Source organism: Synechococcus sp. H55.11 (assembly GCF_047462475.1).
Lineage (GTDB): Bacteria > Cyanobacteriota > Cyanobacteriia > Thermostichales > Thermostichaceae > Thermostichus.
In genome coordinates, this window is the sequence record NZ_JANSJI010000261.1 from 39221 (window position 1) to 51979 (window position 12759).

Here is a 12759-nt window from a genome sequence, read left to right on the forward strand (position 1 = left end):
GTGGGCCTGCGCGGCTATGGCCAGAAGGATCCTCTGATCGAGTATAAGAACGAGGGCTACGAGCTGTTCTTGGAGATGATGGACAACATCCGCCGCAACACGGTGTACAACCTGTTCATCTTCACACCCCAGATCGTGCAGGTGCCCCAGGCGGTTCCGGCGCAAGCGGTGGCTGCCAGCCCTGAGCCTGGTGCTGCTTCAGGGGTGGTGGAGGCCGATTTCACCGAAGAGTAAGCGCCGGTCTTGGTCAAGGGGGGAGGAGAATCTGTCGCAGTGCCTCTTTCAACTGTGGGTATTGGAAGGTAAAGCCCATCTGCAAAGCCGCTTGAGGGATCACTTTTTGCCCTGTCAGCACCACTTGAGCTGCCTCGCCCAACAGCAGTTCCAGAGCCAGCTCCGGCACGGGCAACCAGGAGGGGCGACCCAAGACCTGGCCCAAGGTGCGGCAAAACTCCTCCATTTGCACCGGGTTGGGAGCGGTGGCGTTGAACACCCCGGATCCCTGTTGTAGGAGGAAGCAGACCAAACTCACCCAATCCTCGCGGTGGATCCAGGAGAGCCATTGTTTGCCGGAGCCGATCGTTCCGCCGATGAAGAACTGGAAGGGGGCCAACATCTGTGCCAGTGCTCCTCCATCTGGCCCCAACACAATCCCTGTGCGCACGATGGCCAGGCGGATCCCCAATTCCTCAGCGGGCCGGGCGGCAGCTTCCCAGGCTTGACAGACTTCTGCCAGAAAATCTTGGGCCGGGGGATCCGCCTCTGTCAGGGGCTCTCCCTGCGGGTGGGAGCCGTAGTAGCCCACCGCCGAGCTGCTGATCATCACCTGGGGCTTCTGGTCGAGGGAGGCGAGGGCTTGGACAAGGGCTTGAGTGGTCTCCACGCGGCTGCGGCGGATTTCTTTTTTCTTGGCTTCTGTCCAGCGAGAAGAGGCCAAAGGCTCTCCGGCCAAGTTGACAATGCCCTCGTACCCTTCCAGGGCGGTGGCCCAGGTTTGCGGTTGATAGGGATCGTAGGGCAGCAGCTTGAGGTTGGGGGATTCCCCCAACAGGCGGCGGGCCTGGTCGGGGCGGCGGCTCAAGACCAAAACCTGATCCCCTTGCTCCAGCAGACGGGCCACCAAGCGACGCCCGATAAAACCACTCCCACCCGTGATGACAATGCGCATATGGGGATCCGACTGACCTCTACATAACTGCCCTCGTCCTTGGATCGGTGCGGGGCCTTTTGACAAGGGGAACCTCTAGCCTAGCGCGTTTTCTTGCCGACGTTGGCGATGGCTTGGGATCCCGTAATCGGTTTGCCGAGCTTGGCCAAGTGGCAGCGTCCGAAAGCGAAAATGTTTTGGGACAAAGCCTGACACAGCGGGGAAAATCGGCTTCAATAAGCCCTAGCTGCGCTTCTTGGCAGCAGAGGCGGCTCATCGTCCCCCTATTTTCTTCCCTTCACCCGTGGCACCTCAGTCTTCCTCCCGTACTCCGGCTGGCCGCATGTCTGTGCGCGTAGAGCAGGTTGCTGGATCGCAGCTAGACATCTCCGTTGCTCCACGAGCCCATCGCTCGCAGGGATCCCTGGTTCGGGCAAGTGGGCAAGGGGATCCCGCCGCTCTCCCGGTTGCCCGCTCCTCGACTCGCTCCCGCCGGCCTGCCCACGAGCCGCAAGCCTGGGAGGTGGCCTGCCACATCGGGGTGAATGTCTTGTTTACGGCGGCTGCCCTCAGTGGTTTGTGTCGCCTCTTGCCGGTGCAGTTGGCCCAGCACCATCGGCTCCAAGTTCTGGAGCAGCACATCGAGGTCTTGTCCAACCGGATTTCTCGGCTGCAGGAGGGGGTGGATCGCGGCATGGATCCCTTGCAACGAGAGGCCCTGATCAAGGAACGTCTGAATCGGGTGCCGCCCAATCAAATTCAGGTGCGCTTGGTGGATCCCAGTACTTTGGTAGCCGACGAGGAGAAGAACATCCCTCCTTCCTGGATCGGGCAGTTCCGTCAGCCGCCTGCCAGGCCATAGACTGCCGCTGGCTAGAATTACCTAGGATTGTTTGAGAAGCAAGGCCACCTCTTTGGCAAAGTAGGTGAGGATGATGTCGGCACCGGCCCGCTTCATGGCCAAGAGCGATTCCATCATCACTTTTTTGCCGTCGATCCAGCCCTTTTGTTCGGCAGCCTTGATCATGGCGTACTCGCCGCTGACGTTGTAGGCGGCCACGGGCAGATCCGTTGCTTCCTTGACCCGATAGATGATGTCTAAGTAGGCCAAGGCCGGCTTTACCATCACCATGTCTGCCCCCTCGGCTTCGTCCAGCTCCACCTCTTTAATGGCTTCGCGGGCGTTGGCGGGATCCATTTGATAGGTTTTTTTGTCTCCCGACTTGGGCGCGGATCCCAGGGCATCGCGAAAAGGGCCGTAGAAGGCAGAGGCATATTTGGCGGAGTAGGCCAGAATGGCTACGTCGGTGTAGCCTTGGCTATCCAGAGCCTCCCGAATGGCGCCGACACGGCCGTCCATCATGTCGGAGGGGGCCACGATATCGGTTCCCGCTTCCGCCTGGGAGAGAGCCTGCTTAATCAGAACTTCTACCGTCTCATCGTTGAGGATCACCCCGTCCCGCACAATGCCATCGTGGCCGTCGCTGTTGTAGGGATCCAGAGCCACATCCGTCACCACCAAGATCTGGGGGATCTCCTGCTTGATCCGCCGCACCGCCCGCTGGATCAAGCCTTCCGGGTTGAAGCACTCCCGCCCGGTGGGATCCTTTTTCTCTTCCGGCACCACCGGGAACAAAGCCACCGCCGGGATCCCCAAGTTGGCTGCTTCCTCCACCTCCTTGAGGAGCAGATCCAGGGTGTAGCGGTAGCAGCCGGGCATCGACTCTACTTCCTGCCGCTGGTTCTCCCCTTCCATGACAAACAGGGGATAGATCAAATCCTGCACCCGCAGGTGGGTTTCCTGAACCATCTGGCGCAGGGCTTCGGTGCGCCGCAGCCGACGGGGACGGTAGATCAAGTCTTGGCTCATGAGAGCAGCAAAGAAAAAGAGGGCGTCTCTATTTTGCCATGAGGTCGGCGGGGGCCGAGGTGCTCGTCGGGGGAGAGAGGCGATAGCCAGGGCAAGGGGGGAAATGGCGGGCCAGCCAGCAGCGGAGAGTCTCCTTGACAGCTTCGGCTTGGCAGTCGTGCAAAAGGTCGTGGCGCGATTGGGGAAAATCGTGGATCTCACCGTTGGGGAGCCGACAGGCAAAATCCACAGCGCCGGCAGGATTGACGACAATGTCGGCAGAGGTGTAAAGCAGCAAAACCGGCAGCTCCAGCCGATGGGCTTGCTCGAGGCAGCGCCGCCCGCTGCGCACCAGTTCGGCTGTAAATCTGGCCCGCGTTACCCCACACACATAGGGATCTGCCGCAAAGGCGGCCTGCTGCGCTGGCAAGGAAGTCACCCGTGCCGGATCGTAAAGGCCGGTCAAGGCCAACTGGGGAACAACCCTGTCCAACACCTGCAGAAGGGCGTAGGTCAAGGGGGTGAAATAGTGGTCGATGCGGAAGGCCGGAGAGATCAAGATCAAGCCCTGCACCTGCTCAGGATGGGCAAGGGCATATTCCGTAACCCAATTGGCCCCCGCGCTGTACCCACACCAGATCTGCGGGATCCTCTTCTGCGGCCAGACCTGCTGAGTGATCTCCTCCAGATCCGCCTGGTATTGGCCGAAGCGGTCGATCCAGCAGCGGATGCCGCCGGAGCGGCCAAATCCCCGCATATCCGGGGCCAAAACCTCCCATCCCTGGGCAGCTAATTCCTCCGCCAAGGGTTCAAACCCGCCGCCGTGATCCCCCTTGCCGTGCAACAGCAACACCCGCCCACAAGGGGATCCCTGCGGCCAGTGGCGCAAAAAGGCCGGCATCCCGTCCGCCAGCAACACCTCCTGAGATCGACAGATCCCCGGCGAAGGTTGCGGCTGACCCCCATCCAGAGCTCCTAAGTTGCCCAACCGATCAGAAGGCATGGTTAAATCCAATACACATCCGGCAAGACCTGGCAAAGCCGCAGACCTTATCCTTCTATATTCCGGTCGCCCACAGGCGCCGCAATCTTTCTTTCCAGTCTCAAATATTTCTTAACAATCTTTGCTCTTGCCGGGGATCCCTGTCAGGCCAGGCTGCGTGGCCTTTGGCGGGGGCGTAATGGGAGGATCTTTCGGGGCAAAGCGGGGCCAATGGCGGGAAAGGGAACCGCCGGGAGGTATGATGTTGTGAAGAAGTTTTGCAAAGCCTCAGGTTGGACGGGATCCCGTCGCTGTGGCTATTTGCCCTTGCCTTACCATTGCCTTATCGCTTCCTCGGTTCATTCAGTCGGAAACAGGTTGCTGAAACTATGCTGTTACTGAAAATCTCTGTTTACGCGGTTGTCATCTTTTTTGTTGGGCTTTTTGTGTTTGGCTTTTTGAGCAACGACCCCGCCCGTAACCCCAACCGGCGGGACATGGAGTGAGGGATCCGGGCAGCTTGCGAGCTGCGAAAATAAAATAGCCATCTCCTGAGGGGGGTGCTCGGTATTGGGCATTCCCCCTCAGATTCATAAAGTTCCCAACCCAACCTGGCAGCCGGAATTGTTTACTGGAAGGCGGTAATCAGCAGCGTTTGGGAGCCGGAGCGGTTTTGCTGGTCATAGGCGGTGATCCGGAACTGCCAAACGCCCACAGGATCCCCGGCGGCGACGCGGAAGTCGGTGATGAAGCTACAAAAGGTGGCTCCGGGAGCGCAGTTAGCCTGTTGCGGGCTGAAGAACTCCCGCTGCACGCGCACGCCATTGGGGTTAAACGTTTCCAGCTCAACAAATTGCGTTGGGCGGGCGCCGCCGGGCACACTCACCTGCACCGTAAAAGCCGGTGTGGAGGTGCCCACCCGCACAGAAGTGGGCGCATTGATCAACGAAACCGTTGGGCTTTGGGGGGGAGTGATGATCGTGCCCCCGGAGCTGCCGCCATCTCCACAGGCAGCCAGCCCAGTCGCCAAAAGGCCAGTGGCCAAAAGGGTCAGAGCAGTCCGTTGCATTCCTCTGTTCTCCTCACAAAAATCTGATCGATCCTCGCCGGTTGGATAAGCATCTACCCGCCTCAGGAATTGCCGTTGGGAGCAGCACCACTCTAGGCTACTTTCTGTTGCCGTAGCCTGGGGAAAGATGCGCTTCCACCCAAATCTGCATGGGCTTTTGTGCACAGTTGGCTCCCCTGCTTCAGAGCAGCAGTAAGCGCCGCAGCAGCACCGCCATCACCGCGGCAAAGCTGGCCACAATGAGCTGTCCCGGCAGGGTATAGCCTGAGTAAAGCCTGATCAACCTCAGCAACTCCTGGTTCCAGGGTTGCGTGGCCAAAAGATAGACAATCCCGGTCAGGTGAATCAAGGCCAAAGCCACCAAGCTGCCGGATCCCAGCTCCTGGAGGCCCACCGGGGGGGCTGCCAGCCTCTTGACAGCGGCAGTGCGTTGGCGGACAGAGGAAGAAGGAAGCGAATGGGGATCCCGTTGCCGAAACGCAATCGTCCCGCAGGCCCAGGCAGCCGGCAAAAAACCCAACAAGTAGCCAAAGGTGGGCTGGTGCAGGTACTGCCACCCTCCCCCCTGGGCAAACACCTGCAACCCCGCCAGCCCCAGCCCCAAGTAGACGATCTGGGCGCACACCGCCGCCACCGGCCCCGCCAAACAAGCCGTCAGCAGCACGCCCCCGATTTGCAGCGAGAAGCTATATCCCCCCAGCCCAGGCAGCTCCGACGGAAAACTCAGATGGGTCAGGGTGCCCAAAATGGTCAGGATCACCCCAATCGCCGTCCAGAGCCATTCCAGAGGAGTCAAAAGCAGGCCAGACCGCATAACCGGGGAGAAATCTTTCCTTATGCTAAAAGAGGAAACGCGCAGGTGCGGTGGGCAAAAGGTGGTCAAAACAGAATGGATTGAACTGGCACAGGCCCTGGCCGATGCTGCCGGAGCAGTGATCCGCCCCTTGTTTCGCGGAGAGCTGCAAGCGGAATACAAAGAAGCCCGCTCCCCCATTGTGACGGTGGCCGACCGGGAGGCAGAACAGGCGATGCGGGCTTTGCTCATGGCCCAGGTGCCGCAACACAGCATCCTTGGCGAGGAGTTTGGCTTTCACCAGACGGGATCCCCTTACACCTGGGTTCTGGATCCCTTGGATGGCACCATTGCCTTTTCCACCGGCAAGCCCACCTTTGCCACCCTGATCGCCCTCTTGGAAGAGGATCGCCCCGTTCTGGGCATCATCGATCAACCGGTGTTGCGCGAGCGCTGGCTGGGGGTGCAGGGAGAACCCACCCAGTGGATTACTCCCTCTTGCCGACGACCCGCCCAGACCAAAACCAACAGCGACCTCAGCCGCGCCTACTTGAGCTGTACCACCCCCGATTTGTTCGCCCACCCCGACCAACAACGGCGTTTCCAGCAGCTCAGTCGAGCAGTACACATCACCTCCTATGGCGGCGACGGCTACCAGTACGGCCTGTTGGCCAGCGGCTGTGTGGATCTGGTGCTGGAGTGTGGCCTCGCCCTCTACGATTTTGCCGCCCTTGTGCCGGTGATCGAGGGATCCGGCGGCGTGATTACTGATTGGTCGGGGGAGCCCCTAACCCGCACCTCTAGGGGAGAAGTGCTGGCGGCGGCCAACCCCAGCTTGCATCGCCAGGCCCTGGCCGCAATTCAAAAAAACGGGAGCTACCCACCAAAATAAGCAGGCTCATTGCCGGGCTTCCACTTGATGTTGCAGCCGAGGCTGGGCTTTTGGTCAGGATCGATGGGCTTGCCCGCCAGCAGGTTATCCAGCGCCGCCCGCAAGTCTTTGCCCGTCACCGGCACATCCGTCAGGCTGGGGCGGCTGTCGTCCAGTTGGCCGCGGTAGACCAGCTTGCGCTCCGCATCGAACAGGAAAAAGTCGGGGGTGCAGGCAGCGCTAAAGGCTTTGGCCACTTCTTGGCTTTCGTCGTAGCAGAAGGGAAAGGTAAAGCCCAAGGTCTCGGCCATCTTCTTCAAGTTCTCGGGGCTGTCGTCGGGGTATTTCTCCACATCGTTGGCGCTGATGGCTACAATGCCGACGCCGCGATCCTTGTAATCTCTGCCAATGCGGGCCAGCTCTTCTTGCACGTGCTTCACATAGGGGCAGTGCTGGCAGATGAACATCACCAGCAAAGCGGGCTTGTCGGCAAAAGTAGAGAGGGAAATGGTTTGGCCGCTCACCACATCCGGCAGGCTGAAGTCAGGGGCCGGGGTGCCCAAAGGCAGCATGGTCGAGGGAGTACGGGCCATAGCAAGCCTCCAACTGTGAACTTTCTGGATCATCCTCATGCTCCCATAGGAATGGGCGGAACGGGATCCCTGCGCTCCAAACCAGCCGGGAACCGCTTTTACAATTGGATAGAGTCTGCAACACTATTTTGTTCGGGAGCTGAGCCTTGAGCACCGCCGTCTTGCCCGCTGCCCCTCTGGTGGACACCCACGTCCACTTGAACTATCCCGACTTTACAGACGATCTACCGCAGGTGGCCGAGCGCTGGCGCCAGGCCGGGATCCGGCAACTGGTGCACTCCTGTGTAACGCCAGCAGAGTTTCCCCAGTTGCAGGCCATTGCCGACCAGTACGCCGAAGTCTTCTTGTCGGTGGGGCTGCATCCTTTGGAGGCGCGCCAGTGGCAGCCGGATCTGGCCGAAAAGATCGCCCAGTTGGCCGCCAGCGACACGCGGGTGGTGGCCGTCGGGGAGACGGGCTTAGATTTTTACAAATCCGACCCGGCGGACATCGAGCGGCAACAAGAATCCTTCCGCGCCCACATTGCCATTGCCCAGGAGCAGGATTTGGCCCTGATCGTCCATTGCCGCGAGGCGGCAGCAGCCACCTATGAGATTCTCCAAGAGGCCCTGGCCACAGGGGGGCCGCTGCGGGTGGTGATGCACTGCTGGAGCGGATCCCCGGAGGAGACGCGGCTGTTTGTGGAGATGGGCTGCTTCATCAGCTTTAGCGGCATCGTGACCTTCAAGAACGCCGAGACCGTGCGCCGGTCGGCCTTGGAGGTGCCCTTGTCCCAGCTTTTGGTGGAAACCGATTGCCCTTTTTTGGCCCCCACCCCTTTCCGCGGCAAGCGCAACGAGCCAGCCCATGTGCAGCGGGTGGCCCAAACCCTGGCGGAGCTGTTGCGGATCCCCTTGGAAGACCTGGCCCAACAGACCAGCCAAAATGCCGCCCGCCTCTTCCGCCTGCCCCAGCTTCCTTTGTGAAGGAGAGTGGAGAACTTTTGAATTCCTTAAGCTTTTCCCTTGCGGCTCTGTAACTTCCCGGCAGGGGGCGTTATCGTGAAAGAGGGAGTGTAGCTTTCAATACTTCTGCGCTTCCTTATGTAGAGATGGCTATGGAGAACTTGGCCCCTGCGGCCTGCACCAGCCGGGATGCCCTCATCAACCGCATTACCCACCAGATCCGGCAATCCCTGGAGCTGGATCAGATCCTGAGGGCAACGGTGGAGGAGGTGCGCGCCTTTTTGGGCACGGATCGGGTCAAGGTGTACCGCTTCGACCCGGAAGGTCATGGAACGGTGGTGGCGGAAGCTCGACAAGCTGAGCGGCTGCCCTCTCTCCTGGGTTTGTCTTTTCCGGCGGGGGATATTCCTGAGCAAGCGCGGCACCTGTTTCGCCTGGCCCAGGTGCGGGTCATCGTGGATGTGGAGGGCCAGACCCGCTCCCTCAGCCAGCCGGAGCCACTGGGCCGCTTTGCCCAGGCCCAGCCTTTGCCTCTAGGAGAAGTGCCGCAGCGGCCGGTGGATCCCTGCCATGCCCATTACCTCAAGTGCATGGGGGTAGCCTCTTCCCTGGTGGTGCCCCTCCTGCATCACCAGCAGTTGTGGGGGCTCTTGGTCTCCCACCACGCCGAGCCGCGCTCCTACTCTGCTGAGGAGCTGCAGGTGGTGCAGTTGGTGGCGGATCAGGTGTCGATTGCCATTGCCCAGGCGGAATTGCTGGAGCAGGCGCGGCGGAAGGCGCAGCAGGAACGCTTGATTAACCAAATTGCGGCGCTGGTGTACTCGCCGCTTCACCCCGAAACCACCCTGAGCACCGTCCTGGAGCAGCTTACCGCCCAGCTCCAAGGGATCGGGGCGCGGCTGCGCATCCAGTTCATGGGCTTGGAGACTCTCCACTGCTATGGGAGCCAGCCGCCGGCAGGGTACGACGCCTGGCTGCAGGAGCAGGTGGGAAGAGGCAAGTCGGCAGGGGACGGGGTGAGAACCTGGTCGCTTTCGCAATTGGAGAAGTGGCCAGAACTGCGGTCGCAGGTGCAGCAGACGCCCATCCGCGGGCTGCTGGCGGTGCCGCTGCTTTGGAACGAGCAGGTGGTGGGCTGGCTGAGCGTGTTTCGTGGCGCCATCTGCCAAGAGACCCACTGGGCCGGCTACCGCTGGCCCGCCCAAGGGGAAGGTTGGGAGGATCCCCGTCAACAACTGCCCTTGATCTCTTTTGCCGCCTGGCGGGAGCTGAAAATTGACGAGCCCAAGGCTTGGTCGGCCCCAGAGCTGGAGCTCGTCAGCCGCGCTGCCGTGCACCTGGCCCTCTCGATCACGCAAAACCAGCTCTACCGGCAGTTGCAAGATCTCAACGCCCGTCTGGAGCAGGAGGTGCAGGAGCGGACGGCGGCCCTGCAGCGCTCTCTGGCTATGGATGCCCTCTTGCAGCGGGTCACCGACCAGGTGCGCACCACCCTGGACGAAGCCCAGATCCTACGGGCAGTGGCGCAGGAGTTGGCTCTGGGGCTGTCCATCCAAGGCTGCGATCTCTGTCTCTACGATCCGGAAGCCGGCCAGGCCACGGTGCGCTACGAATACACCGCCGCCCTGCCGCCCGCCGGCGGGATCGCTCTAACCCTAGCCGACTACCCGGATCTCTACCGGCAACTGCAAAGGGGGCAAGCGGCGCAACTGTGCCATTTGTCGGGGCAAAGCTGGATCCCGCGGCGGGAAGGGCTGACCCTGCTGGTATGTCCGCTGCGGGAGGATCAGGCCGTGTTGGGCGATCTGTGGTTGGCCAAGCCGGCAGACGAGTGCTTCTCTGAGCTGGAGGTGCGGGTGGTGCAGCAGGTGGCGGATCACTGTGCCATCGCCATCCGCCAGGCCCGTCTCTACCAGGCCTCGGTGCAGCAAATCAGCGAGCTGGAACGCCTCAACCGCCTCAAAGATGATTTCTTGAGCACCGTCTCCCACGAGCTGCGCACGCCCATCACCAACATGAAAATGGCCATCCAACTGCTGAAAATGGCCCGCACCCCGCAAAAACGGGAGCAATACTTGCAAATCCTGGAGCAGGAGTGCGAGCGCGAGGCGGAATTGGTCAACGATCTGCTGGATCTGCAGCGGCTGGAGCAGGGATCCAAGCCCCTTCATCTCGAAGAAGTGTCCCTGGCCGCCTGGCTGCCCACTGTGCTCCAGCCCTTTGTGCAGCGGGCCCAGGCCAATCAGCAACAGTTGCGGTGGCAGATTGACCCAGCGGTGGGCAAGGTGGTGACGGATCAGGTGGGTCTGGAGCGGGTGGTGCAGGAGCTGGTCAACAACGCCTGCAAGTACACCCCGCCTCACCACCGCATCACGGTGACGGCGCGCCGCCTCAGCCCTGAACAAGTGCAAATTCGGGTTATCAACGAGGGGGTGGAGATCCCCCGCAGCGAGTGGGAGCGCATTTTTGAGAAGTTCTACCGCATCCCCAGCGGGGATCCCTGGAAGCGGGGCGGCACCGGCCTGGGGCTGGCTTTGGTTAAGCAGTGGATGCAGCGGCTGGGGGGCAGCGTCTCTATAGAAAGCGGCCAGGGCAAGACCTGCTTTACCCTGGTGTTGCCGCAGGGATCCCTGCAGCAGCCGCCCCTGAGTCGCAACTGTGCCTAGACCCATGAGTAATTGCCACCCAGAAGCGCTGCAACTGGCCGTTGCGCAATTCAACCGGGGGGAATTCTACGCCTGCCACGACACTCTGGAGGCGCTGTGGATGGAAGCGGTGAATCCGGAGCGGCGCTTCTACCAGGGGCTGTTGCAAACCGCCGTGGCCTACTACCACCTGCAAAACGGCAACCGCCGCGGCTGCATGATCCTGCTGGGGGAGGCCAACCGCAAGCTGGCCGACTTTCTGCCCACCTACGCCGGCTACAACCTGCAAGCTCTGTGGGAAGCCAACCAGATTCTCCTGCAAGAGCTCTTTTGCCTCCAGCCTGAGGATCCCTTGCCCTGGGTGGCCCCTCCTGTCCTGAGAACCGTTGACGACAGGCCCGATCGCGAGGCTTCTTGGAATCTCCCAGAACCCCAGTAGCTACCGCCGCTTGGAGCGACGAGCTTGCCGTTCTGCCTCGCTGCGCCGCCGCCGATCCCGCCAGTCGATAAAGGTGATGTAGCCAACGCCCACAGTGACAGCCGTCAAGAGCAAAAAGATGCTGCCGTAGGCGAGGCGGACAACCCAGGGCAAGTCAATTTCCATAGAGCAGGACGAAGTCCTCGAGCAACAACAGGGCCAGGCGGGATCCGCTACATGCCGTTACGGCCCCAGACCACAAAGGCAATGGAAAGGGCAAAGAAAGCAGCAACGGCAACCCAGCCAAAGGTGATGATGTCCATAGATCTAGCCAAGCAAAGAAGGCTCATCGGGGTGATCCCATTTTACGGGATGGGATCCCTTGTCAGCGGGCATTTGCGAGCACCTTATTCTCAGTTCAAACTGGCTACAGTGGGGTCAAATCCAAAACATCTGAGCCAAACGAGGGGGGATCCGATGGTACTGGAGACATTGCCGCTGGTGGCCGCGGTGGCCATCGCCATTTTTGTGCTGGTTTTCTGGGTGCGGGTGGTGCGGGAAGCCATCTGGACGGCAGTGGGGATCGTGATCCTCCTGGCCGTGTTGTACGTGGTCTTTAGGATTGGCCCGCGGCAGGTGCTGCAAGAGCTGCGGGATCCCTTTGCTCTTCTGGATCAAGTGTGGCAGGTGATCGTCGCCTGGTTCCAGGCCCTTTTCCCCTAGTGCGCTATCTGATGCACAATTACAATGGACTGGGCCTGGGTTGGGGCTGCTGGCCCTTCTCCTTTGTTCTGCAACTCTGACGCGCTCCGATTGCTGGCCATGCCTTCCGACTCCCCACAGGATCCCCAACAAGGGCACCTAGACCCTGCCCCGGAAGACGGGATCCCAGTTCCCGAAGACATCCAGGTGGAGGTGGAGGACTTGGGGGAGCGCTGCCGCCATGTGCAGGGCCGCGTCCTTATTCCGGTGGAGCGGCAGTGGGTTTGGCAGGTTTTAACCGATTACGACCATCTGGCGGAGTTCATTCCCAACTTGGTGGAAAGCCGCCTCCTCGGCAGCGAGAATGGCCGCAAACTGGTACGTCAGGTGGGATCCCAAAAGGTTTTATTTGCCCGCTTTTCGGCGGCAGTGGTGCTGGCCATTGAGGAAATCTTTCCCCACCAGCTTCGCTTCCAGGAGGTGGAAGGGGATTTTCTCCTTTTCGAGGGGTTTTGGGAACTGGCCGAGTGGCTAAACCATCAAACTTTGCTCACCTACCACTTGCAGGTGAAGCCGCCGCGTCGCATGCCGGTCGGCCTGGTGGAACGGCGCCTCCGCCGGGACTTGGCCTTTAACCTCCAGGCGATTCGGGAGCGCTGCCTGAGTCTATGTTCCCAATAGGGTGTGCCATCCCTCACCCCCAGCCCCTCTCCCAAAGGGAGCAACCCCTCACCCCCAGCCCCTCT

Annotated in this window: 17 protein-coding genes; 9 read left to right on the forward strand and 8 right to left on the reverse strand. The window is 60.9% G+C overall.

Annotated elements, in window-relative coordinates:
• On the forward strand, positions 1–234 hold a 234-nt coding region (locus NW853_RS10575; RefSeq protein ID WP_414332853.1), incomplete at its 5' end, for a hypothetical protein.
• Between the two features lie 13 nt (positions 235–247).
• Here NW853_RS10575 and NW853_RS10580 read toward each other — a convergent pair.
• A complete protein-coding gene (locus tag NW853_RS10580) occupies positions 248–1168 on the reverse strand; it encodes a TIGR01777 family oxidoreductase (protein ID WP_414332854.1) in 921 nt (306 codons plus the stop codon).
• Positions 1169–1490: 322 nt separating this feature from the next.
• Here NW853_RS10580 and NW853_RS10585 point away from each other — a divergent pair, with 322 nt between their 5' ends.
• Positions 1491–2009, forward strand: coding sequence for a hypothetical protein (locus NW853_RS10585; protein WP_414332855.1), 519 nt, complete (start codon positions 1491–1493; stop codon positions 2007–2009).
• Between the two features lie 21 nt (positions 2010–2030).
• On the opposite strand, the gene hemB is transcribed toward NW853_RS10585, so the two are convergent.
• Both hemB and NW853_RS10595 read right to left on the reverse strand, forming a co-directional pair.
• On the reverse strand, positions 2031–3017 hold the full coding sequence (gene hemB, locus NW853_RS10590; RefSeq protein WP_414332857.1) for a porphobilinogen synthase: 987 nt from the start codon (positions 3015–3017) through the stop codon (positions 2031–2033).
• A gap of 28 nt (positions 3018–3045) precedes the next feature.
• A complete protein-coding gene (locus NW853_RS10595) occupies positions 3046–3999 on the reverse strand; it encodes a lysophospholipase (protein ID WP_414332859.1) in 954 nt (317 codons plus the stop codon).
• A gap of 368 nt (positions 4000–4367) precedes the next feature.
• Here NW853_RS10595 and NW853_RS10600 point away from each other — a divergent pair, with 368 nt between their 5' ends.
• Complete coding sequence (locus NW853_RS10600) at positions 4368–4484, forward strand: photosystem II reaction center protein I (protein ID WP_011431538.1); 117 nt, start codon at positions 4368–4370, stop codon at positions 4482–4484.
• 122 nt (positions 4485–4606) lie between these two features.
• Here NW853_RS10600 and NW853_RS10605 read toward each other — a convergent pair whose 3' ends face one another.
• Together NW853_RS10605 and NW853_RS10610 are read right to left on the reverse strand one after the other, a co-directional pair.
• Positions 4607–5047 (reverse strand): hypothetical protein, encoded by a 441-nt coding sequence (locus tag NW853_RS10605; RefSeq protein WP_414332861.1) that lies wholly within the window; start codon positions 5045–5047, stop codon positions 4607–4609.
• Between the two features lie 181 nt (positions 5048–5228).
• Complete coding sequence (locus NW853_RS10610; protein ID WP_414348989.1) at positions 5229–5861, reverse strand: biotin transporter BioY; 633 nt, start codon at positions 5859–5861, stop codon at positions 5229–5231.
• A 22-nt stretch (positions 5862–5883) separates the two neighbouring features.
• On the opposite strand from NW853_RS10610, the gene hisN reads away from it, so the two are divergent.
• On the forward strand, positions 5884–6732 hold the full coding sequence (hisN, locus tag NW853_RS10615) for a histidinol-phosphatase (RefSeq protein WP_414336464.1): 849 nt from the start codon (positions 5884–5886) through the stop codon (positions 6730–6732).
• Here hisN and NW853_RS10620 read toward each other — a convergent pair.
• Entirely contained in the window at positions 6717–7304 is a 588-nt protein-coding gene (locus NW853_RS10620; protein WP_414332867.1) for a thioredoxin family protein, read from the reverse strand. The genes hisN and NW853_RS10620 overlap by 16 nt on opposite strands.
• Before the next feature lie 146 nt (positions 7305–7450).
• Here NW853_RS10620 and NW853_RS10625 point away from each other — a divergent pair, with 146 nt between their 5' ends.
• The 3 genes from NW853_RS10625 (at position 7451) to NW853_RS10635 (ending at position 11332) form a co-directional block, all read left to right on the forward strand.
• Positions 7451–8269 carry a TatD family hydrolase gene (locus tag NW853_RS10625; RefSeq protein ID WP_414348990.1) on the forward strand — a complete coding sequence of 273 codons (819 nt, stop codon included), beginning with the start codon at positions 7451–7453 and terminating at the stop codon, positions 8267–8269.
• A gap of 131 nt (positions 8270–8400) precedes the next feature.
• Positions 8401–10914 (forward strand): GAF domain-containing protein, encoded by a 2514-nt coding sequence (locus tag NW853_RS10630; protein WP_414348991.1) that lies wholly within the window; start codon positions 8401–8403, stop codon positions 10912–10914.
• Between the two features lie 4 nt (positions 10915–10918).
• Positions 10919–11332: a DUF309 domain-containing protein gene (locus tag NW853_RS10635; protein WP_414348992.1), complete on the forward strand. Its 414-nt coding sequence runs from the start codon at positions 10919–10921 to the stop codon at positions 11330–11332.
• Here NW853_RS10635 and NW853_RS10640 read toward each other — a convergent pair whose 3' ends face one another.
• Positions 11333–11485, reverse strand: a complete 153-nt coding sequence (locus NW853_RS10640) for a hypothetical protein (RefSeq protein ID WP_414332874.1) — start codon at positions 11483–11485, stop codon at positions 11333–11335.
• Positions 11486–11544: 59 nt separating this feature from the next.
• Positions 11545–11634: a cytochrome b6-f complex subunit PetN gene (locus NW853_RS10645; RefSeq protein WP_011431548.1), complete on the reverse strand. Its 90-nt coding sequence runs from the start codon at positions 11632–11634 to the stop codon at positions 11545–11547.
• 154 nt (positions 11635–11788) lie between these two features.
• Between NW853_RS10645 and NW853_RS10650 the strand changes: the two genes are divergently transcribed.
• The gene (locus NW853_RS10650; RefSeq protein ID WP_414348993.1) at positions 11789–12034 is read left to right on the forward strand and encodes a hypothetical protein; all 246 of its coding nucleotides are present in this window, start codon (positions 11789–11791) and stop codon (positions 12032–12034) included.
• A gap of 99 nt (positions 12035–12133) precedes the next feature.
• Complete coding sequence (locus NW853_RS10655; RefSeq protein ID WP_414348994.1) at positions 12134–12694, forward strand: SRPBCC family protein; 561 nt, start codon at positions 12134–12136, stop codon at positions 12692–12694.
• Positions 12695–12759 lie beyond the last annotated feature (65 nt).

Coding starts and splice junctions, on each gene's coding strand:
- NW853_RS10580 (WP_414332854.1), bottom strand. CDS start 1,168: ATGCGCATTGTCATCACGGGTGGGAGTGGTTTTATCGGGCGTCGCTTG.
- NW853_RS10585 (WP_414332855.1), top strand. CDS start 1,491: ATGTCTGTGCGCGTAGAGCAGGTTGCTGGATCGCAGCTAGACATCTCC.
- hemB (WP_414332857.1), bottom strand. CDS start 3,017: ATGAGCCAAGACTTGATCTACCGTCCCCGTCGGCTGCGGCGCACCGAA.
- NW853_RS10595 (WP_414332859.1), bottom strand. CDS start 3,999: ATGCCTTCTGATCGGTTGGGCAACTTAGGAGCTCTGGATGGGGGTCAG.
- NW853_RS10600 (WP_011431538.1), top strand. CDS start 4,368: ATGCTGTTACTGAAAATCTCTGTTTACGCGGTTGTCATCTTTTTTGTT.
- NW853_RS10605 (WP_414332861.1), bottom strand. CDS start 5,047: ATGCAACGGACTGCTCTGACCCTTTTGGCCACTGGCCTTTTGGCGACT.
- NW853_RS10610 (WP_414348989.1), bottom strand. CDS start 5,861: ATGCGGTCTGGCCTGCTTTTGACTCCTCTGGAATGGCTCTGGACGGCG.
- hisN (WP_414336464.1), top strand. CDS start 5,884: ATGCTAAAAGAGGAAACGCGCAGGTGCGGTGGGCAAAAGGTGGTCAAA.
- NW853_RS10620 (WP_414332867.1), bottom strand. CDS start 7,304: ATGGCCCGTACTCCCTCGACCATGCTGCCTTTGGGCACCCCGGCCCCT.
- NW853_RS10630 (WP_414348991.1), top strand. CDS start 8,401: ATGGAGAACTTGGCCCCTGCGGCCTGCACCAGCCGGGATGCCCTCATC.
- NW853_RS10635 (WP_414348992.1), top strand. CDS start 10,919: ATGAGTAATTGCCACCCAGAAGCGCTGCAACTGGCCGTTGCGCAATTC.
- NW853_RS10645 (WP_011431548.1), bottom strand. CDS start 11,634: ATGGACATCATCACCTTTGGCTGGGTTGCCGTTGCTGCTTTCTTTGCC.
- NW853_RS10650 (WP_414348993.1), top strand. CDS start 11,789: ATGGTACTGGAGACATTGCCGCTGGTGGCCGCGGTGGCCATCGCCATT.
- NW853_RS10655 (WP_414348994.1), top strand. CDS start 12,134: ATGCCTTCCGACTCCCCACAGGATCCCCAACAAGGGCACCTAGACCCT.